This is a genomic window from Streptomyces sp. bgisy130 (assembly GCF_057708345.1).
The window spans coordinates 68,433-88,645 of sequence record NZ_JBYISA010000001.1; the positions used below are offsets into that span (position 1 = coordinate 68,433).

General features: G+C 68.0%; 16 protein-coding genes and 3 CRISPR repeat arrays (1 of these 19 only partly in view). Of the genes, 10 read left to right on the forward strand and 6 right to left on the reverse strand.

Annotation, left to right across the window (positions count from 1 at the left end; all coding sequences use genetic code 11):
• A CRISPR array of direct repeats spans positions 1–76; the repeat unit is 29 nt (it extends 381 nt beyond the left edge of the window).
• An 805-nt stretch (positions 77–881) separates the two neighbouring features.
• Positions 882–1,215: a CRISPR direct-repeat array (repeat unit 29 nt).
• A gap of 399 nt (positions 1,216–1,614) precedes the next feature.
• From cas3 to AC3EUV_RS00320, 10 genes are all read left to right on the forward strand, one after another.
• Positions 1,615–4,443 carry a CRISPR-associated helicase Cas3' gene (cas3, locus tag AC3EUV_RS00275; RefSeq protein WP_435601879.1) on the forward strand — a complete coding sequence of 943 codons (2,829 nt, stop codon included), beginning with the start codon at positions 1,615–1,617 and terminating at the stop codon, positions 4,441–4,443.
• 199 nt (positions 4,444–4,642) lie between these two features.
• Entirely contained in the window at positions 4,643–6,184 is a 1,542-nt protein-coding gene (gene casA / locus AC3EUV_RS00280) for a type I-E CRISPR-associated protein Cse1/CasA (protein ID WP_432141009.1), read from the forward strand.
• Complete coding sequence (gene casB / locus AC3EUV_RS00285) at positions 6,181–6,972, forward strand: type I-E CRISPR-associated protein Cse2/CasB (RefSeq protein WP_432141010.1); 792 nt, start codon at positions 6,181–6,183, stop codon at positions 6,970–6,972. Before casA ends, casB begins: the two co-directional genes overlap by 4 nt.
• 47 nt (positions 6,973–7,019) lie before the next feature.
• On the forward strand, positions 7,020–8,189 hold the full coding sequence (cas7e, locus tag AC3EUV_RS00290; protein ID WP_435601880.1) for a type I-E CRISPR-associated protein Cas7/Cse4/CasC: 1,170 nt from the start codon (positions 7,020–7,022) through the stop codon (positions 8,187–8,189).
• A complete protein-coding gene (gene cas5e / locus AC3EUV_RS00295) occupies positions 8,186–9,001 on the forward strand; it encodes a type I-E CRISPR-associated protein Cas5/CasD (protein ID WP_432141012.1) in 816 nt (271 codons plus the stop codon). The genes cas7e and cas5e overlap by 4 nt, the downstream gene beginning before the upstream one ends.
• The gene (gene cas6e, locus AC3EUV_RS00300) at positions 8,998–9,660 is read left to right on the forward strand and encodes a type I-E CRISPR-associated protein Cas6/Cse3/CasE (protein WP_432141013.1); all 663 of its coding nucleotides are present in this window, start codon (positions 8,998–9,000) and stop codon (positions 9,658–9,660) included. The genes cas5e and cas6e overlap by 4 nt, the downstream gene beginning before the upstream one ends.
• Positions 9,657–10,634, forward strand: a complete 978-nt coding sequence (cas1e, locus tag AC3EUV_RS00305) for a type I-E CRISPR-associated endonuclease Cas1e (protein WP_432141014.1) — start codon at positions 9,657–9,659, stop codon at positions 10,632–10,634. Before cas6e ends, cas1e begins: the two co-directional genes overlap by 4 nt.
• 25 nt (positions 10,635–10,659) lie before the next feature.
• Positions 10,660–10,989: a type I-E CRISPR-associated endoribonuclease Cas2e gene (gene cas2e, locus AC3EUV_RS00310; RefSeq protein WP_432141195.1), complete on the forward strand. Its 330-nt coding sequence runs from the start codon at positions 10,660–10,662 to the stop codon at positions 10,987–10,989.
• 18 nt (positions 10,990–11,007) lie between these two features.
• A CRISPR array of direct repeats spans positions 11,008–11,706; the repeat unit is 29 nt; unit sequence GGGCTCTCCGCGCAGGCGGAGGTGGGCCG.
• A gap of 380 nt (positions 11,707–12,086) precedes the next feature.
• Positions 12,087–12,641, forward strand: a complete 555-nt coding sequence (locus tag AC3EUV_RS00315; protein ID WP_432141015.1) for a DUF4760 domain-containing protein — start codon at positions 12,087–12,089, stop codon at positions 12,639–12,641.
• Positions 12,530–13,939 carry a DUF6895 family protein gene (locus AC3EUV_RS00320; protein ID WP_432141016.1) on the forward strand — a complete coding sequence of 470 codons (1,410 nt, stop codon included), beginning with the start codon at positions 12,530–12,532 and terminating at the stop codon, positions 13,937–13,939. Before AC3EUV_RS00315 ends, AC3EUV_RS00320 begins: the two co-directional genes overlap by 112 nt.
• 21 nt (positions 13,940–13,960) lie before the next feature.
• On the opposite strand, the gene AC3EUV_RS00325 is transcribed toward AC3EUV_RS00320, so the two are convergent.
• The 6 genes from AC3EUV_RS00325 to AC3EUV_RS00350 form a co-directional block, all read right to left on the reverse strand.
• Positions 13,961–14,665 carry a phytanoyl-CoA dioxygenase family protein gene (locus AC3EUV_RS00325; RefSeq protein WP_432141017.1) on the reverse strand — a complete coding sequence of 235 codons (705 nt, stop codon included), beginning with the start codon at positions 14,663–14,665 and terminating at the stop codon, positions 13,961–13,963.
• A gap of 133 nt (positions 14,666–14,798) precedes the next feature.
• A complete protein-coding gene (locus AC3EUV_RS00330; protein WP_432141018.1) occupies positions 14,799–15,611 on the reverse strand; it encodes a DUF6065 family protein in 813 nt (270 codons plus the stop codon).
• A 107-nt stretch (positions 15,612–15,718) separates the two neighbouring features.
• Positions 15,719–16,735 carry a cupin-like domain-containing protein gene (locus tag AC3EUV_RS00335; RefSeq protein WP_432141019.1) on the reverse strand — a complete coding sequence of 339 codons (1,017 nt, stop codon included), beginning with the start codon at positions 16,733–16,735 and terminating at the stop codon, positions 15,719–15,721.
• Between the two features lie 615 nt (positions 16,736–17,350).
• On the reverse strand, positions 17,351–18,001 hold the full coding sequence (locus tag AC3EUV_RS00340) for an FMN-binding negative transcriptional regulator (protein WP_435601881.1): 651 nt from the start codon (positions 17,999–18,001) through the stop codon (positions 17,351–17,353).
• A gap of 28 nt (positions 18,002–18,029) precedes the next feature.
• Positions 18,030–18,623 (reverse strand): GNAT family N-acetyltransferase, encoded by a 594-nt coding sequence (locus tag AC3EUV_RS00345; RefSeq protein ID WP_432141196.1) that lies wholly within the window; start codon positions 18,621–18,623, stop codon positions 18,030–18,032.
• Between the two features lie 357 nt (positions 18,624–18,980).
• Complete coding sequence (locus AC3EUV_RS00350; RefSeq protein ID WP_432141021.1) at positions 18,981–20,207, reverse strand: MFS transporter; 1,227 nt, start codon at positions 20,205–20,207, stop codon at positions 18,981–18,983.
• Positions 20,208–20,213: the final 6 nt, after the last annotated feature.

Sequence of the window (20,213 nt, forward strand, 5' to 3'; positions counted from 1 at the left end):
CCCGCGGAGAGCACGAAGTAGATGGCGGCGAAGCGCACTGCGGAGTCGGCTCACCTCCGCTCCCGCGGAGAGCACCCTTCGCGGCCTGCGGGGCTAGGGGCACTTTGCCAATTCGTGATTCAAGAAGCGCCGGTCATGCACCCGTCCGAATCTACCGGGGCCGCACGGCCTCTCGCAGGCACTGACCGGCCCACGCGACCGCTCACAGCCGCCTGCGTGGAGAGGACTGGTACATCAGGCGGGACCCGATGTGCGCCTCCGGTTCACCTCCACCTGCGCGGAGAGCACTCGCCCCAAGGTGCGGTCACCGCCGGGGCCAGCGGCTTACCTCCGCTCGCGCGGAGAGGACGCGAGCGGATCCCAGATGCCGCGGCCGCGCAGCGGTTCACCTCCGCCTGCGCGGAGAGCACCTGGGCGAGGAGAGCTTCGGCCTGCGACCGGGTGGCCCACCTCCGCCTGCGCGGAGAGGACTCCTCCCCGATCGTGAACCGCGGGCGGGTGACCGGCTCACCTCCGCCTGCGCGGAGAGGACTACCCGGGAAGGACACCACCAGTGGCGAACTTCGGTTCACCTCCGCCTGCCTGCGCGGAGAGGTCGAGGGTGAGGAAGAGTCTCGGATGCTGCTCCGCGGTTTACCTCCGCCTGAGCGGAGAGGTCCATGTCTCGCCCGGGGCAATCAGGTTGGTGGTCGGTTTACCTCCGCCTGAGCGGAGAGGTCCCTTCGCGACCTGCGGTGTTAGGAGCGCTTTGCCGATTCGTGATTCAAGGAATGCCGGTCATGCACCCGCCTGAATCTATCGGGGCCGCACGGCCTCTCGCAGGCACTGACCGGCGCACGCCGCTCACCTGTGTCGCCGCGGTGGGCAGGCCCGCACAATTGCGGCTCACCTCCGCTCGCGCGGAGAGCACGATTTGACCGGCGTGGAATGGGAGGAGCAGTACGGCCCACCTCGGCTCGCGCGGAGAGCACGCCTGCCCGGCGCCATTGGTGTCCTGGACGGCCGGGCCACCTCCGCCTGCGCGGAGAGCACACTCCCCGCTGGGCCGCGCGGGTTATCGGATACGGGCCACCTCCGCCTGCGCGGAGAGCACCCCGCATTTCACGGGGTGGAGCCGCCGTCTCCCGGGCCACCTCCGCCTGCGCGGAGAGCACATCGGCTCTCGGCATCGTGCTACCCCAGGCAGCGGGCCACCTCCGCCTGCGCGGAGAGCACGCCTTGTGCCCGTGCCGCAGCAGGTACAACCTCGGGCCACCTCCGCCTGCGCGGAGAGCGCGGTCTCGGCGGGGCTCATGCGCTGGCCCCGTTCGGGCCACCTCCGCCTGCGCGGAGAGCGCCCCCGCAGCTCCCGCGCGCCGTTCTCCAGCTCCGGGCCACCTCCGCCTGCGCGGAGAGCGCTCTTCGTGACCTGCGGTGTTAGGAGCGCTTTGCTGATTCTTGGTTCAAGGAGCGTGTGCTGTGCATCCCTGTGAATGTACCGGTCGAACTCGCCTTCGTGTGGGGGTCCGATAGCCCATGCCTCGAGCGGGGTGCGAGGGCTCGCTGGCCCGGGGCGTTGTCAGTGCGTGCTGCTATGCCTTGTGGTGTCACAGCGTCGTGATCGGGGTGGGGTTCGTGGACTCATTTGTCGATGCTCGGGTGTGGGGCAAGTCCCGCGGGTTGGATCGGCGGTATCCGCTGGTTTGCCATTTGTTGGATACCGCTGCGGTGGCTGGTGTTCTGTGGGATCGCGTCCTGACGGAGCCTGCTCGTCGCAGGTTGGCAGAGGCTGTTGGGGTAGAGGAGGCGCGTCTGCGGCGTCTGATCAGCCTGTGGGCCGGTCTGCATGATGTCGGGAAGGCCATTCCTGGATTCCAGGGGTTAGTGCCGGACGTTTACGCGGAGTTGGTGCGCGATCTTGGGGACACGCTCGAGGCCGAGCGGTCAGGGCAGAAGTTCGGTCACGACACGGCCACGCATTGGGGCTTGACGCCGGTGTTCGAGAAGTGGGGCTATGCCACGGGGCGGTCGGTGGGCCGGTCGGCATATCACCAGGTCGCGCAGTTGCTCGGTGGCCACCACGGTGTGGTGCACCGTACTCCGCAGCGCCGGATTGTGGCGCAGGGCGCGTGTGTGGCGGAGCTTGGGGGGCCTGGGTGGGAGGCGCAGCGGGTTGCTCATGCCGAGGCGGTGCGTCGGTTGGTGGGGGCGGGCCCGGACGATGTGGTGAGTGGGGTGTTGCCGGCGTCGGTGGCGGTGGTGGTGCTGGGGCTGGTGATCGTGGCGGACTGGCTGGCGAGCCAGGAGGCGGTGATTTGCCAGCGTCTTCCGGCTGAGGGGTGGGTTGCTGGTGAGGGGGAGCTGGCGGCGCATTGGGCGGGTGCAGTGACTGCGGCCGGGGCGTGGGTGGCTGAGGCGGGGTTGGGTGTTGCGCAGTGGCCGGAGAAGTCGTTCGGGGAGCAGTTTGATTTCGCTGCCAATGCACTGCAGGCGTCGGTCGCCGAAGAGTTGCCGAGGTTGGTCGATGGTCCTGGGTTGTTGCTGGTGACGGCGCCGACGGGGGAGGGGAAGACGGAGGCGGCGTTGCACGCAGCGTCGGTGATGGCGAGGGCATCGGGGGCGTCGGGCCTGTTCTTCGCCCTGCCGACGATGGCGACGGCGGATGCGATGCACGGCCGGGTGGCGGAGTTCGCAGAGCGCAATGTCGCCGGTGAACGTGCGCTAGTCCTGCTGCACAGCATGGCGTGGCTGAGCGAGGTGTATGCGGAGCCGGCGGACGAGTCGGGTGGGGTGGTGAGTGACGCGTGTTCGGCGTTGACGGCGGGGCGGTGGTTGAGGGGTGCCAAGCGTGGATTGTTGGCACCGTTGGCGACGGGAACAGTCGACCAGGCGCTGGCGGGGGTCTTGCCGGTTCACTACAACATGCTGCGCCTGCTGGGGCTGTCGAACAAGGTCCTGGTGGTGGACGAGGCCCATGCCTACGGGCCGTGGATGCACAGGCTGCTGATGCGGTTGTTGGAGTGGCTGGGCGCTGCGGGGGCACCGGTGGTTCTGCTCTCGGCGACGCTGTCGGGACGGTCGGCCTCGTCGCTGGTGGATGCCTATCGGCGAGGGTGCGGCTTCAGTGAGCCGTCCGAGGTGGCTCCGGTGTATCCGGGGTGGCTGTATGTCAGCGGGAGCAGCGGCGAGGTATCTGCACCGCGCTCGGTCGGGAGCGAGCGCGGCCGGCAGATCGACGTGCGCACTCTCACGGTAGGGGTGGAGGGGGTTTCGGGAGCGGTGCCGGAGCGTGGGCTGGCGGTGGTGGGGGAGTTGCGGTCGTTGGTGCAGCGAGGCGGGTGTGCTCTGGTGTGCTGTACGACCGTGGCGGAGGCGCAGGAGACGTATCGGCTGTTGCGGGCGGAGTTTCCGCAGCTGGCAGAGGCTGAAGACGGATTGTTGCTGCTGCATTCGAGGTTTCCGGCGGCACAGCGGTTGGCGATCACCAACAGGTGTGAGCAGGCGTTCGGGAAGCCCGGTGCCGGGCGTCGTCGGCCGCCGGTGTCGGTGCTGGTGGCGACGCAGGTGGTGGAGCAGTCGCTGGACCTGGACTTCGATGTTGTGATCAGTGATCTGGCTCCGCTGTCGCAGTTGTTGCAGCGGGCAGGGCGGTGCATGCGGCATGACCGTCAGGGGCTGGAAGCGCAGGAGGGCGGTCGGCCGGCGTGGGTGGGCGACCATCCGCGGCTGACGGTTCTGGAGCCCGTCGATGCGCAGGGGGAGGTACGGGCTCCTAGGAGGTGGGGGGCGGTGTATCCGGAAGCACTGCTACGGCGCACGAGCAGTCTGCTGAATGAGCGCAAGGGTTCGTCGATCGCGGTGCCCGGAGACGTCCAGGGCCTCGTCGATGCGGTCTATGCCGAGGACTTCTGTGACCGCCTGGTGGAGGCGTCCGACCGTGAACTGCAGGAGCGGCTCGATGCCGAGCACCTGGGGGAGGTGCTGGCCCAGGAGACCCTTGCCGCGCAAACGATGATCAACCCTCCCCGGGGGATGGTCGATCTGTCCGAGCTGAGCCGTGACGGCGATGTGGTCGACGAGACGCTGCTGACGACGAGGCTGGGGGCCGATTCGGAACGTGCAGTGTGTGTGTTCGTCCAGCCGGGCGGTGCGGTCACTCTGGATCCCGAAGGGAACGTGGCAGTTCCGGGCTGGGGGCGGGGCGGCCGTTTGTCGCTGAGGGATGCGCGTGTGGTGATGCGCCAGACTGTCCCGGTTCCGGGACGGTGGGTGCGAGAGCGTGGAGACGAGGAGCGGGTGCCTGCCTCGTGGGAGCGGCACGCGGCGCTGCGGGAGCTGTGCGTGCTGCCGATGCACCGCTCGGCAACTGGTGACTGGTCGCATTCGATCGGCGGGCGAACAGTTTCGTTCACCAGCGAAGGATTGGAAACTTCAACCCCCGGAACACCTACCTCACACTTCTAATAGCACTGTCTGCTTGGCGTGCTGCAACAGCACCGAACAGACGCGTCCGTCTGGCGGGGGAGTGTGCAGCTGAGTCCTACCCCCGCCTCCGCGGGGAGCTCGACCTGCAAAGGCTGCAATACGCCTACCTCACACGGGTCACCCCCGCGCTGGCGGGGAGCTGGATCGAAGCCTACTGAAGTTCTCGCAGAGAGGTGTCATGTCCACTGACCTCTACGATCTGCTCACCGAGCCGGCGTTCCCCGTGCGATGGGTGGATTCGGTGCCTGCTGACCGGCGGCCTGAGGCCGTCGGTCTGCGCGAGCTGTTCGTCCGCGCCCACGAGATCAGTGCGTTGGCGGTCTCACTGCCTCCGGCGCTGTCCGCGCTGTACCGGGTGCTGTACGCACTGACCACCCGGATCACCGCAGTTGATACGGCCGATGACTGGCACGAGGCACGCTTCGATGCCCGTGATGCCGGCCGGTTCGATCCCGACGGCATCGATCGGTACTTCACCGAGTTCGCAGAGCGCTTCCGCCTCTACGACCCCGTCTATCCCTTTCTTCAGGACCCGCGGTTGAAGGACCAGTGCGACAAGACGGCGGGACTCAACAAGCTGGTGACCACACGCCCTTCAGGCTCGAACCACGCCTGGTTTGAGCACGCCGCTGATGCGCGTCCGGTGGCGGTCGCCTCGGCGCAGGCTCTGGAGCATCTGCTGGTGTGGCGGTACTACGGGCCGTCGGGCCGCTGCTCGGCGCGGACCGTCGGGCCGGTGAAGGAGGCCAACTGTGTAGCGGGCCCGCTGCGGACTGCCCTGTCCTACCACCCCGTGGGGGCGACGCTGTTCGAGACGCTGCTGGCCGGTCTTCCCGAACCGGACCGCGCCCGCCGCTATCAGCGTGCGGCTGATCCGTGCCCGTGGGAGCGGAACGAGCTGACGGATCCGCTGACGCTCACGGGCGTGGTGACCGGTCCGATGTCGAAGCTGGTGGGACACAGCCAGCACGCGCTGCTGCTGGTCCCGGACGGGGCCGGGACCCAAACGAGGGGTGCCTACATCACCTGGGCCTACCGCGAACGTATCCCCCGCGACGACGACTTCCTGATCTGGCAGATCAGCCAGGCCGGCAACCGCTACGCCCGCTACGCCGATGCCCGGCGGGGGCTGTGGCGGGACCTGGATGCGCTGTTGCTGAGCGATCCGCCCGGGGTGGAGAGCCGCAGGCCCCCTGTCATCGCCACCGCGGCCGAGCTCTTCGACGAGACCTTTCGGATCCAGGCTCTGGGGATCGAGCAGGAGGGCCAGGCCAAGGACACCCAGGTCGTCTCCGCCACCACCGCGCCTGTGCTGCACCTGATGCAGGAACGCGACCTGGACACGGCACGCCTGGTGGGTCAGCTGCGTCTGGCAGGCGAGCGATACGGACAGCGCCTGGAGCGGGCGGCGAAGCAGGCGTGGGCGCAGTTCACCAACTCCAAGGTCTGTGACTGCTCCTGGTCGGCTGCCGCGGCCGCACGGTACTGGCCCGAGGCAGAGAGGGAGTTTTGGAAGCGGCTGGAAGAGGGCCGCTTCGAAGGTGCCGCAGGGGCGTTCCGTGCGAGTGCGGAGCAGATCTACGACTACGTGACCGAAGCGGCCTCCGGCACGGCGCGCGGGGCCCGGGCCCGGGAGTTCGCGCGCATTGAACTCTACGGAGGCCGCCCGAAGAAGAAGTCCGCCGGCGCCAAGCGGCCCGCCCAGGGAGTTGACCGATGACCACCACCCCCCTTCCCACCAATCTCCAGCAGGCAGGCACCGGGCTCGGTGCCGCCGGCCCGTCGGCATGGTTGACCGAAGCCCGCGAATTCGTCCGTGCCATCAGCCAGGTGGTGGCCAAGGACACCGGTGCGAAGGCCGCGTTGCGCAGCGGCGTGGGCAAGTCACTGGATGACGTGCCCCGCATGCACCGCATCGTCGCCCCGCGGCTTCCCGCCACCGTTGCCAGGGACGCCGACAGCCAGCTCGCCTTCTACGCCGTCGCCGCACTCATCGCCGCGCACCACCGCCGCGGCCCATCCGAACCGGAAGCCGCCCCGGTCCCCGCGCGAGGCCGCGGCGACAGCACCGACGAGCAGCCCGTCGACAACGGCGGTGGTATCCCCGAGCAGCGGGCGGCCCGTCGGGCGGAGGCTGAGCAGCAGCGCCGCGAGCGCTTCGGCGACAGCCTCGGGCTGGCCTTTGCCACTGCCGTCGCACGCGGTGCGCACAAGGGCATCCGGGAGAGCGCCGCCGAGACACGGCTGAATCTGCTGTGCAAGCAGAGCAGCGCGGGCCTGCACCGTCACCTTCCCGCCGCGGTACGGCAGCTGTGTGACCGCGGCGCCCCACCGGATTGGGCACGCCTCCTGGTCGACCTGCGCAACTGGCCCCAGCAACGCCGGCGGATCGCCCGCTGGTGGCTGCAGGACTACTACCGCGCTCGCGCCGCCGCCGATCTTGCCGGCGCCCGCGAAGCCGACAACGAGGCACAGCACACAGCGACAACCCCCGCATCCACCAACTGACCGTCCGCCCCTTCGCCTCGATCGACATCACAAGGAGATCCAAGACCGTGACCACCACCGCACAGCAGCACACCATCGCCGGCCGGTACATCGACTTCCATGTGTTGCAGAGCGTGCCCTACGCCAACCTCAACCGGGACGACACCAACTCCGTCAAGACGGTGCAGTACGGCGACCGGGAGCGGACCCGTGTCTCCAGCCAGTGCTGGAAGCGCGCGGTGCGCCGGTACTTCCAGCGCAGCATCGGCGAAAAGGCCCTGCGCACCCGCAGGATCGGAGAGGCCGTAGAACGGGAGTTGCAGCAGGAGCGCGACTGGCCGGCGGACCTGGCCCGGCGTGCGGGCCAGCACATCGCCGCCGGCAGCAGCATCAAGGCCGACCCTCCCTCGGAGGAAGAGCCGGCCTGGAGCACCAACGCCATGGTCTACGTGCCCACGTCCGCCGTCACCGAACTGGCCGACCTGGCCCACGCCCACCGGGACGAGCTGGAGGGCGCCAAGGACATGAAGAAGGGCGTCAAGAGCATCCTGCCGCAAGCCGACATCGACGCCGTCCTGCGCAGCCGCAACGGCATCATCAACCTGTTCGGGCGGATGCTCGCGGAAGTCGACGATGCCGGCGTCGACGGCGCGGTACAGCTCGCGCATGCCCTGACCACCCATGGCACCGACGTCGAAGTGGACTACTTCGCCGCCGTGGACGACATCACCGACGCCTGGCGGGACACGGCCGGCAGCGCCCACATGGGCAGCAGCGAGTTCAGCGCCGGCGTGTTCTATCGCTACGCGACCCTCGACCTGGCCGACTTGCTGCGCAACATCGGCGGTGACGTCGCAGCCGCCACCACCCTGGCTACCGCGTTCGGTGAGGCGTTCGTGCTGTCGCTGCCCGAGGCGAAGAAGACCTCTACCGCCCCGCACACCATCCCTGACCTGGTGCACCTCAGCGTCCGCTCCGACCGCCCGCTGTCCTACGCCGCGGCATTCGAAAAGCCGGTGGGCGCTGAGCGCTCCGGTGGGTTCGCCGAGCCGTCCCGCCGGGCTCTGGCCGACTACGCCCAGGCCGCCAGCCGGCTGCTGGGATCGCGCGGTGTGCTGCACAGCGGATGGGCCAGCCTGGAGGACAAGGACCTGGCCGGCCTGGGCTCGCGCGTCGACTCCTTCGACGAGCTCATCACCGGCGCCGTCACCGCGGCACTGAGCGAGGCCACTGCGTGAGCGCCCCGGACACCGCACTCGGGCTCCTGCTCCACCTGAGCGGGCCCCTGCAGTCATGGGGAACCCGCAGCCACTACAACGAACGCGACACCCTCACCCACCCCACCCGCTCCGGCATCATCGGCCTGCTCGCCGCGTGCCTGGGGCGCGCACGCCACCACAGCACCGAAGACATCGCCCGCCTGTCCCTGACGACCCGCACCGACCGGCCCGGTGTCCTGCTGCGCGACCTGCACACCGTCGGCGGCGGGCTGCCCGCCAAGGGCACCGTCACCACCGCCGAAGGAAAGAAACGCCCACCCGCACAGAGCACTCTGCTCTCGCACCGCTCCTACCTTGCGGATGCAGCCTTCACCGCGTGCCTCACCGGCGACCCCGACACCTTGCGCACCTGCGAACAAGCCCTGCTCGCACCGCACTGGCCGCCCTACCTCGGGCGGCGATCCTGCCCGCCCGAGGGCCCGCTCCTGCTCGGCTTGCTCCCCAACCCGCTCCACCACCTCGTGCACCTGCCCCTGGCCCGGCCCCGACCCCGATCCGGCGACGTACGGATCGACTTCCACTCCGACGCCCCCCTCGACCACCTGTCACCCCGAGCCCTGGTCCACCAGCAGAACGCGGACCAGGAGGGGACCGTGGCCGTCAGCGAACTCAACGACGATCCGCAAGGAGCCCGCACCTTCCGCGCGCGGACCCTCTACCAGCGCACCCTGCCCGGGCCCGCCGACCAGTGCGCAGGGCTGGGCACCGCCTACCTCACCGCCCTGTCCGCCTACCTGGACACCGCCCGCAGCGAAGGAACTGCGCGATGACAAAGCTGTGGCTCACCCGCATCCAGCCCCACCTGCACCACCGCCAGGCACGCAGAGACCTCTCCAGCGCCGTGGCCCTGCACCACAGCCTGATGCAGCTCTTCCCCGACCACCTCGGGGACCAGGCCCGACGCAAGGCCGGCGTCCTCTTCCGCACCGAGGACACCGGCCCCGCCCCCGTGATTCTCCTGCAAAGCCACCTGCAGCCCGACCTCGACAAACTCCCCACCGGCTACGCCACCGCAGCCACCAAGGAACTCACCCCCCTGCTGGAGGCCCTCCGACCCGGCCTCGCCGTGCGCTACCGCATCACCGCCAACGCCGTCCGCAAACCAGGCCACACCACCCGCGCCACCACCGGCGCCCCCGCCGTCATCCCGCTTTCCGGCGCCGACGCCGACCACTGGTGGCAACGCCAAGCCGAAGAACACAGCGGCCTGCACCTGACCACCGCTCACTCCACCCCCCTTGACAGCGCCCGCGGCGAACGCGCTCAGGACAAACGTCGTATCACCCACGCCCGCACCCGCTTCGACGGCATCGCCCACATCAAGGACACCGAGCTGCTGCGCCAGCGCATCCTCGACGGCATCGGCCGCGGCAAAGCCTACGGCTGCGGCCTGCTCACCCTGGCCCCAGCAAGCCGGCACACACCATGACCACACCCGCCAACGCCCGACGCAAACTCGCCGCCCCCACCGTCGCGATGCTGCCACGCACCGCCGACTCCCTGTCCTTCCTCTACCTCGACCTGGTCCGCATCCAACAAGACGACACCGGCGTCTGCGCCGTCGTCACCACCGAAGCCCGCGGGACCGAAACGGTCTATCTGCCCACCGCCGCCCTCAGCTGCGTGCTGCTCGGGCCCGGCACCAGCATCACCACCCGGGCTCTGGCCACCCTTGCCCGCCACGGCACCACCGTCGTGGCGACCGGTGCCGGCGGAGTCCGCACCTACAGCGCCACCGTGCCAAGCTCCCTGAGTACCCGATGGCTGGAGACCCAGGCACACGCCTGGGCCGACCCCCACGAACACCTCGCCGTCGCCCGGCGCATGTACGAACAGCGCTTCGGCCACGGCACCGTGCCCTCAGGAACCTCCCTGGAAAATCTCCGCGGCCTGGAAGGGCAGCGGATGAAAGCCCTATACAAACTCCTCGCCCAGCAACACCGCATTGGCAGGTTCAAACGCGTCTACGACCCCGCAGCCTGGGACCAACAAGACCCCGTCAACCTAGCCCTGTCCTCCGCCAACACCTGCCTGTACGGGATTGTCCACGCCGCAATCATCTCCATGGGCTGCACACCCGCACTCGGCTTCGTTCACAGCGGCAACCAGCAGTCCTTCATCTACGACATCGCCGACCTCTACAAAGCCGAACTCACCCTCCCCCTCGCCTTCACCCTCCACAATGCTCCCAACCCCGAGCAGGCCGCACGCAGGTCTTTCCGTGAGGGCCTGCGCCTCTTCCGGCTGATGCCGCGCATCGTCACCGACGTACAGCGTCTCCTCGCACCGGAGATCACCGATGACCAAACGGACGACCTGCAGGAAGAACTCGTCGATCTGTGGGACCCCGTGACGGGCTCCGTACCAGGCGGCATTAACCACGCCCGCGAAGGTGGCCAATGACACCACTTTGGATCGGTCGTGGCCCATGCCGTCGATGATCACCTTGTCCGCAACGGCGGTACCAGACCACCTGCGCGGAGCATTGACCCGCTGGCTCTTGGAGGTCACCCCAGAGCTGTACGTCGGCACCGTCTCAGCAAAGGTCAGAGACGAACTATGGGAAGCCATAGCCAACTGCACGGGAGACGGAATCGCCGTGCTGATCTACCCAGCCGATAACGAACAAGGCTTCGCCATGCGGATGGCCGGGCAACGCCGTCGACACCTTCGCGACTTCGAGGGACTCACCTTGATCTCGTTCAATTCAGCACAACCCACCGCAGGAGAAGATTACGAAACGGCAAAGCACCCCTAATGTCCCAGGTCGCGAAGGGGGCTCTCCGCGCAGGCGGAGGTGGGCCGCGGCATCAACCACCATGAAAGGACATGGGCATGGGCTCTCCGCGCAGGCGGAGGTGGGCCGCGAGGAGGGGCATGTCAGGGACGAGTCGGGGGGGCTCTCCGCGCAGGCGGAGGTGGGCCGGGAGCCGACCGTGGCTGACCGCCTGACCGAGAGGGCTCTCCGCGCAGGCGGAGGTGGGCCGGCGGGGATGACCTGGACGCCGGTGATGACCCAGGGCTCTCCGCGCAGGCGGAGGTGGGCCGATGAACCGGCATCCGTCGGGGGCGAGGCCGGCGGGCTCTCCGCGCAGGCGGAGGTGGGCCGGCTGAGGAGGCCGCGAAGGCTGCCGAACGCGCGGGCTCTCCGCGCAGGCGGAGGTGGGCCGGACCAGCACCCCGACCTCCAGCGCCTCGCGCGGGGCTCTCCGCGCAGGCGGAGGTGGGCCGACGTGATCCGCCGGCGCGACGCGGCAACGCACGGGCTCTCCGCGCAGGCGGAGGTGGGCCGGGCCGGTAGGCGTCGTCCCAGGCTCCGAGGAAGTGCTCTCCGCGCAGGCGGAGGTGGGCCCGACGGGTGGTGACGATGAGTTCGGTGCGGGACGTGCTCTCCGCGCAGGCGGAGGTGGCCCGTGCCGCAATGTGGACGTACCGAGGTGGAGCCCGTGCTCTCCGCGCAGGCGGAGGTGACCCCTACCGAGCACACGTTCGGCTGGCTGATGCAGAACCTGCGTTCGGCACGCGACTGCGAAGCCCTGCACCAGTGATCGAACGGTGCACAAACTCAGCGACGCCTACGGAGCGATGATCCGGCGCAGACCCTACCTACCTACCTACCGGACCGGTTCACGCTGCCCCCGGTCGTCGCCGGGGAGGAGGACCAGCAGCGGTGGGCCGAACTGGCCGCACATGCGCAGGCCGCCGCCTTCCAGTGCCTGCGAGAGGACCTGGCGAACACCACGGGCACAGGCACGAGCGCCGTGCGGTCGTCGCCCGAACGGACGGTACCGGGTTGCGGCGCCGACGGGAGCCGCCGGAGACTCTGATGGAGGGGGCTCTACGTCTGGAGGGTGCATGACCACATCGAACGCCCCCGAAGGCCCCACTCACGAGGACGCGCAACTTCTGATCAAGTTGTACGACATGACGAGGGACGGGCCGGTCCGGCGAGGCTTCCTCTGGTACCTCGACCACTTCAAAGAGGGTATGGATCCGTCCACAGTCGACTACGACGCGATTCGGGCCCGTAACCCCCGCATCTCCGACGGCTACGACGCCTGGACGTCCGTGGCGTCCTTCTTCGAAACCGCGGGCGTGCTGGTTCGCAACGGCACCCTCTACGGCGGCCTTGTCTTCGAGCGGTGGCCCGTCGAGTGGTACTGGCGCTACCTGGGCCCGCTGGTCCAGGCCGAACGTGACAGGGGCCAGGTCTGTGACACGGGCTGCTTCGCCGACAACTTCGAATGGCTCGCTAAAGAGGCGAACCAGTGGCGACTGAGCGGTAAGGGCCAGGCGAAATGGCTGTCCGGGCTGTCGACCGGCAAGAAGCCGGGAGACATGATCCCGCCGGCCATCGACCCGCCGTCGGCTTCCGAACAGACACGGGGGGCCATCGATCCGCCGACGTGAACACCGACCCCACGACGGACACGTCACGGCCACTGGTGTCGGCAGCCTCTGCCCTGGAGGACGCCGCTACCACGTGGCTCTGCCGTGAGCTCCCGAAGTGTTCGGTCGGTGCGGCCGGCCCCGCCCCGGGGGGTGTGAAGCCGCTCGTCGATACCTCCCTCTTCGCGTTGGTACGGGCACGGCTCCACCCCGCCGACGGTGTGCAGGAGAAGTTCTTTCGGCACCTTCGGCAGGAGGTGGAGAGGCCCGGCTATCGCCATCTCCTCGTCCGGAACGGTGACTTCGTCAACTTCTATGGCCTGCCGTACGCGGCCCTGGTGACCATGGGCGAGGACGGTTCCGCAGGTCGCCTGGTACGGGCGGTCATACGCAGCGGCGTGCCCCTGTGGACCGAACGCCCTCCGCACCGCCGTCTGGACGTGCTCTTCTTCCTCCGCGTGCTGGGAATCAGCGTCGGCAACGGACCGGACGAGGTTCTGTCCCTCTCTTCCCTCGTGTCTGACCCGAACGTCCTGCTGGTCACCGAGCAGGAGAGCTATGCGATGGCGCACACCGCGATGTACGCGACCGAGTTCGGGCAGCGCCGTGCCGTGTGGCCGGACATCGATCTGTCGGACGTCCGTGACCTGCTGGACGTGTTGCTGCGGCGTGCTGTGGCCACGGGCCGCGTCGATCTCGCCGCGGAATTGCTGTGCGGTGCCCTCTCCGTCTGCGACGGCCGCGTCGCGGTGGACCTCGCACCCTTCCTGGACCTCCTGGAGAGCTCCCGGCGCGAGGACGGGAGCTGGCCCCGCTACGCGGAGGAACGGTCCGGCCCCGAGAACTGGCCCCGTTCACACCATGCGACCCTGGTGGTGGCACTGGCTCTGACGATGGTCCGCCGGGCCCTGGAGCCGGGGCCGTACCCGGTGGGGCAGTTCGGTCGCGCCGACGGATGGACCCACCGCGGCCGGGTGAGGCGCGAGGTCGACGCGGTCCTCTCCCGCGCTGCGCAGGCCGCCTCGCCGGCGGCCAGGCGGCCTTGTGGTTGGGCCGCCGGGAGAACGGAGGCGGGGACTGGGGGGCTGTGGGACGTGTCCGGAGCGGACCGGCACGGCTGGATCGCGGCGTTGGAGGAGCGTGTCCTTCGCGGCGAGGCCGGACAGCGGGAGGTGTGCGACGGCGTCCTGCTGCTCGCGAGCTGGCAGGACGAGGATGGGCTCATCCGTTGCTGTGACGACGGGGAGCACCACGCGGGATTCACGGCCTCGGCCCTGCATGTCCTGAACGCGGCACGCCATCAGGTCTCCGCGTCGTGAACCAGCGCCGTCACGAGCGGCTCACACCCTGGGGAAGAGGGCGCAGTCGAGGGTGTCTCCCTTTCCGAGGGCAGGCGGGGTCACGTGGCCGGTCTGGCCCTTGTTGTGGAACACGTCCGCCGGATGCGGATCCCAGGTCACGTCGTCCCCGGTGTAGACGACGGCCACCGCCCGGCGAGGCGTCCGGGAGCTGTTCGCGCGGGCCCCGTGGACGGTCTTGGGGTGGCGCAGCAGCGCGTCTCCGGGTTCCGACTCCCCTATCAGCCAGCGGTGCTCCAGGTATTCCGCGTCGAAATCGGGCTGCCAGTCCGATATCCGCCCGGAGCCGGGCGCCTCGTACACCACACCCCAGAGGTGCGACCCCTTGAGGTAGTAGAGTGCGCCGCTCTGATCCGTCACGATGTCGAACGGTACCCAGATACGCAGGATCTGTTCGCTGTTGAGCGGGGAATAGGGATAGTCCTGGTGCCAGAGTGTGGTTCTGGGCGTGCCCGGTTCCTTGACGAAGACCTGGTCGTAGAAGAAGTTCAGGCTGTCGGCGCCGGTCAGCACCTGGCGCGCGACGAGGGGCATCGGCCCGGACAGCGCACACGCTTTGAAGGCTTGGTCGAGCAGCCACGGGGACGACTGTCCGAAGAAGCGCGGCTGCCCCGCCTCCGCGTAGTTCTGTGACGACGGATCGGGATGCTGCGTCAGCTGGTCGATCGCGGCGCTCATGTAGGCCACCCACTCGTCCGGGGGACGATTCCCTTCAGGAGGGCCGCGCCATCCCGTTCGTACGCTGCCCGCTCGTCATCGGTCACCCATCTGGTGGGCCCGGTGGCCGGGTGGTCGTGGTGGATGTCGTGGGCCGGCCGGTTCACTGCCGCTCCCGGAACCGTTCGAGATGGAGCCGGGTCTGGTGTGCCGGCTCGGTGCCGTCGGCTCCGGCGTCGCGGCCGCGGAAGTAGTCGCGCTGCCAACTGCCGGCCGGCAGATCGCCCCGTCTCAGCCTGGCCGTGAAGTCCTCCCGGGAGCTCTTGAAGAGCTGGAAGCGGGCGTTGTCCGCTGGTATCGACTCGATGTCCCGGATTTCCGGGTGGAACGACTCCAGCTCTCCCCGCCGTTGCGGAGCGACCATGCAGAAGGGTTCCCCTTCGTCAAAGACGATGTCCGTGAACGGTCGCGTCACCTTCCAGTTCATGGTGAAGGTCGCCGCCGTCCAGTCCGTTTCCACGATGCCGTCCAGGGCGGACACGCCGTCCTTCGGACAGTTCGTCGGCCCGCGGACGTGGAGGTTGAACCCGGGAGGAGTCCGGAAGAGGTAGGGGATGCTCCACGTGATGATTCCGTACCCAAATTGACTGTGCGCCAGAGGCGGGGGCCGGTCCGGCCTGCCGGCGTGGCTGATATTCAACGAGTCCGGCTCCTCCCTCCCCGACCAGCGCGCCCTGAAGCGGGTGTCGTTGAGGAGGATCCAACCGCTCTGATTGGCTATCAGAAGAGGGAGGCAGCGATTGGCGAAGTGCTGGAGCGTCGCGCACATCCAGGCTCGGTCTGCTGCCGCGGGCTCGATGGTCAGCGGGCGATCCGCTACGGAGTAGGCGATGAGGGACGCGGCGCCGTCCGACCGCGCCTGGGACTGCGCCTGCTCACGGTTCCGCCCGGTCGCGCTGCCCGGTTGTTCGTTCATGTTCGGCTCCTCACGGCCCGACGGTGCCAGGGCCCCTCCGAACAGGCACTTCCCAGTGTCGGCCGGTCGGGTACGGGCCGCAACCGGGACGGACGGCCTGTGCGGGTTCAGGTGTAACGCCAGCTCGTGGAGTGGCCGGCCAGGTCGAACGCGCCGACGAACGACAGGGAGATGCTCGTCTCCAGTGAAGCGACCCAGTGCCACCAGCCGAGTGGAAGGAAGAGGGCTTCGCCCCCGCGCACCGTCGCCTCGGTCACAGTAACGTTCCTCATCGCCGGGAACCTGGTTAGGTCCACACCGCCGAGGTCCACGGGGCTGCGGCCGCCCGGGTCCCCGTAGAGGCATGGCAGGTTGTGCGGCTCCACCAGGCGCACGAGCTTCGAGCCCCGGATCTGGACGAACAGGATGTTGGAGTCGTCATGGTGCAGAGGCGTGACCGTGCCCGCCGGCCCGAACCACAGCTTCGCGTGGTCGAGCGCGACGGGAGTGAGGAACCCGGGGAGGTGGCGGATGTCGTCCAGCAGCCGGTGGAAAGCGGGGCGTTGGAGCAACCGGTTCCGGGCCACCACGTACCGGTCGTTGCCCTCTTCCGCCATGACGTGGGTCACGAACTCGCGCATGGTGACCTCGCGGCGATGAGCGAGGAAGTTTTCCTCGAACCGGGGGTCGTCCTGCCGGTCCGTCGATATCTCGATCACCGTGTCTCCGAACTCCTGGACGAAATAGTCCGGGGACCACTTGTGAAGCGCCGACCACCTGTCCACGAGGCCGCGGACGACCACTGGGCGATTCGCGAAGTAGAAGTGCTCGAAGAACGTCTCCGGGTCCGGCGGATCCATCACGGGAACCGCCGTCGCCCGCGGCGACTGGCTCCACTGGTCGCTCAGCGCATCCGTCAGTGAACGAAGCTTTCGGTGTTCGCCCAGGAGTCGGTGCGCCACGCGGAAGACAGTGGCTTCCTCTTGAGTTGTGATCAGCTGCCGAGCGACCGCAGGGGGGAAGCCCCGTTGCCGCATTACGGTGACGATCTCATCGTGCGCGACCCCGCTGAGTAGACTTTCGGCCAGCCACTCCTGCCACTGCACGGTGAATGCCGGGGGTGTACCCGGGCGCTCTCCGTCCATCGCCGAACTCCGAACCAGGGGATCGTGCACGCCGCAGTCGCACCGATCTTCCTGCGAAGGCGCTGAGACAAAAGGTGTGGACTGCACCACCAGTGTACTCAAGGCGCATACAGGAGCCGGAGCAGGGGCGTGGGCGGTGGGAAGGTCAGGTCCGACCGGGTCGGTCTCCTTCCGGGCCCGGCAGGGACACGGCCGGGCCCGCGAAGCGTTCCAGGAGGCTGAGGGCCGGGCGGAGGGCCGGGTGAGGGTGGCCGCGGCGAGGGGCCGGCCGGCGAGGGGGTGCGCGTCACCCGGGTCGCGTGCCAGCTCCGCCGCGTACCGGGGGAGCGTGGCGGCCGGGTCGTCCGCGCACAAGTACTCGTCCGCGGTGCTCGGGGGTGTCCGCCCGGGCTGCGGGAAGGCCGTACAGGCGCTGCCGGTCGTCTACCAGAGCTCATGCGCGAGTCCGCCGGTCAGCTCGGTGGTGCCGCGGGCGGGGGTCCCATTCCAGATTGCGGAGCCGCCGCTCCACCCGGTGGCTGCGGCCCGCCGCGGGGCTCGGCGTACGACCGCCGGGTCCAGCATCACGCCGCATTGCAGACATTCGGATGCTCCCCGGTTGGGTGCAACGATGCCTTACGGATCCAACTCCCCGCATGCTTCGATCCGTCGGAGCTGCTCTCTCCTGGCCCCGGCGTCGTGCTCATCGGAACGACCTTCGAGGTGATCCGCAATGTCTCTGCGGAAGCCCATTGGCTTGTGATCGTCGTACTTGAATTTTGCTGCGACAGAGGTGACGTGCAGTTCCAGGCCGCGTAGCGCGGACAGCAACTTGCCGTAAGGCGGCTTATCGGGGACAACGGGTGCAAAGTCTCCGGCAGGCTGTAGGTGCGTCAGATGTCTGCGCAGGATTTGAGCCTTTCCCGCCGGGGAATCGACGATATTCGCCGTCGCCGTGATCTGGATTGCACTGTAGTAGCTGGTGGGCACTCCGGTCTCGATCGGCGCGGTGGCAGCCGCCCGCCAAGTAGTGGGAATGTACGCCCAGTCATCGACGACCGAGAGGAGCACTGTGGTGTTCTCTTCAAGAGCTGCCCAGATGGGGTTGGGCCGGGCCAGGTGCAGAAGAATGACATCGCTGCCGTCGTAAAGGAAGTGGGTCGGCACGACAACCGGCACAGTGCGTCCTCTTCCGTTTGCGATGACTTGACCGAAGTCGTGCCCGTTCGCCAGCCATTCTCTCCATTCGAGATCATCCATGGCCGCGTCCCACTTATTGATCAGCATCAGTGCCTTCCGCAGGTTGTTCAGTTCTTCACCGGTCTTCGAGGTTGCGGTCGCTTGAGCCGGGCTCTCGAAGGAAGGTCTGCCAGATGTCGAGGTCGACGTACTTGCCGAACTTCCGGCCGGCCTGGTGTATCGCACCCGTGTGCACGAAGCCGCAGTTGCGCAGGATTCGGTTCGGCGCCTCATTGGTAGCAGTTACGAAGGCAACAACGGTGGAGAAATCGCGCCGCCATGCCTCCTCCAACGCCCACTCCGTGAGCCGGAGGCCGTATCGCCGTCCCCGGCACTCAGGGGCAAGGTAGACGGAGAGTTCCGCCAACGGGTAGTAGCCACCGCGACGGGAGAACGGCGAAAGCGACGCATAGCCGGAGACGGAGCCGCCATCCGAGACGTACACCCCTGCGCGATGGCGTCCCTGGTGTTCTGCAAACCAGTCCTCAAACTCCCTCGCTGTCTTCTCCTCGGTGTCCAACGTGGCGTCCGAATGCACAACTGCATAGTTGTAGAAAGCTCGAAGTTGCTCCAGGTCGCCGCGCTCCACCGGCCGGATGAAACCTCCGGTGAGTGTCCTGGCCGACGCCTCGGACGCGCTTTGGCTCTCCATCGCCGTTTCCTCCCTCATGGTCTTCACGTCGTCAGGTGGACGTGCGGGTGGACCGTTCACTTCCGCCGACGAGGTGTAGCCCGTGGGTCGCTAGATGCCTTGGGGCGTGAAGTTGGGCCGTACTCCGCCCACGGAGCAGCGCGATCGGCAGGTTGCACCCCGCGGTGGGGAAGCCCAAGGCGGGAACGGGTATGGCCTTCCCGCACGAGATGGGCCGTTTCGTCTACGGCGGCTAGCTGGGGTACTGGAGACATTGTGTTGACCCACTGCCCCTCTACCTGCCACCTCGACGAGAACCCTTCCCTAAAACCCTGCGGCAGCCGGACAGATAGCGGTGCATGCCGCGCTCGGCTACCGAGGCGATAATCACGGTGTTCATCGCGCCCCTTTCATTCCTCTGAAATCGGTCCGCTCGGCGGTCATCACTGATGCTCGTGGTTGCCAGAGCACCGCGACGCTCACCACCGCGACCACCGTCCATACGACGGCGTGCCAAAGGGGTGAACGAAGGGCCGCCACGGCTGTTCCCACGTACTGCCCCGCTCCGGTTCCCAGGGTGGTAGTGGTGAAATTGAGAAACGCAACGTTCCTTGCCATCGCTGTCTCGTCTCGCTCCATCTCAGCCCTGATCAGCACCATTCCGATGGCCATGACCACGATCTCCCCGAGCGTGTAGAGCACCGCGGAAGCCAGGAGTGCCGCCAGAGCGGAGGCCGCGCAGCGCAGCAACACCAGACTCGTGAGCAGTGCGGTGACACCGATTCCCACCTGCCACTCAACCTGCGGAATCTTCTGCTGCATGGCACGCATGACAGGAACCGAGCCAACGACGAGCAACACGGCGTTCGTGGTGAAGAAGGCAACCGTGAGCCGGTCTCCCAAGGGGTAGTGATGCTCGATGGTGAGCGGTATGTAGGCGATGCTCTGGGCATCCAGAATGTACGCCGCACCCATTCCCAGGCAGATACGTGCTGCCCTGCCCGAACTCGGTCGCAGTCGTTGCACCAAGCCGGGGACCACAGCAACTACAGGCGAAGTGTCGATCGATGAGCCAACGAACCGCCGGATTCCCCACAGCAGCGGAATCAGACAGACAAGGAACATCGTGGCAGCCGTCGCTAAGACCGTACCGAGCCCCCCGACGGCCAGCAGTATCCCCCCGAGCACGGGCCCCATCGCCGACCCGATCCCGAAGAACGTGCCCACGGTGGCGAACAGCACACCCGCGTCTATGTTCGGACCGTTGGTCAACAGATGCAGGCTCCGAGAAGCGTTGCTGTACAGATTTTGACATCCTCGCAGCAACACCATTCCCACCATCACTGTGAATGGTCGGAGTCCTGGAGGCACAGAAGGAAGGAATGCCAGAGTGGTGGCTCCTGCGGCGAGTCCGGCGATGGACCAGCGAGCAATCAAAGCGCGGCCGTTGTGAGTGCCACCGCCGATCGCCGACAGCAACAGTGCCGCGACGCCACCAACCATCGCGGAGGACGCGAGCGTGACACCTATCGGGCCGGCACCAGGAGCGTATTCTGGGAGATGGACGGCGATAAAGGGATTGAGCGCGAACAGCGCGGTGGAGCCGATCAGGGTGACGGTCATCAGGGC

Coding starts and splice junctions, on each gene's coding strand:
- AC3EUV_RS00340 (WP_435601881.1), bottom strand. CDS start 18,001: ATGCTGATCAATAAGTGGGACGCGGCCATGGATGATCTCGAATGGAGA.
- AC3EUV_RS00350 (WP_432141021.1), bottom strand. CDS start 20,207: ATGACCGTCACCCTGATCGGCTCCACCGCGCTGTTCGCGCTCAATCCC.
- cas1e (WP_432141014.1), top strand. CDS start 9,657: ATGACCACACCCGCCAACGCCCGACGCAAACTCGCCGCCCCCACCGTC.
- AC3EUV_RS00320 (WP_432141016.1), top strand. CDS start 12,530: ATGGCTGTCCGGGCTGTCGACCGGCAAGAAGCCGGGAGACATGATCCC.
- AC3EUV_RS00330 (WP_432141018.1), bottom strand. CDS start 15,611: ATGAACGAACAACCGGGCAGCGCGACCGGGCGGAACCGTGAGCAGGCG.
- cas6e (WP_432141013.1), top strand. CDS start 8,998: ATGACAAAGCTGTGGCTCACCCGCATCCAGCCCCACCTGCACCACCGC.
- casB (WP_432141010.1), top strand. CDS start 6,181: ATGACCACCACCCCCCTTCCCACCAATCTCCAGCAGGCAGGCACCGGG.
- cas2e (WP_432141195.1), top strand. CDS start 10,660: ATGCCGTCGATGATCACCTTGTCCGCAACGGCGGTACCAGACCACCTG.
- AC3EUV_RS00345 (WP_432141196.1), bottom strand. CDS start 18,623: ATGAGGGAGGAAACGGCGATGGAGAGCCAAAGCGCGTCCGAGGCGTCG.
- casA (WP_432141009.1), top strand. CDS start 4,643: ATGTCCACTGACCTCTACGATCTGCTCACCGAGCCGGCGTTCCCCGTG.
- AC3EUV_RS00315 (WP_432141015.1), top strand. CDS start 12,087: ATGACCACATCGAACGCCCCCGAAGGCCCCACTCACGAGGACGCGCAA.
- AC3EUV_RS00335 (WP_432141019.1), bottom strand. CDS start 16,735: ATGGACGGAGAGCGCCCGGGTACACCCCCGGCATTCACCGTGCAGTGG.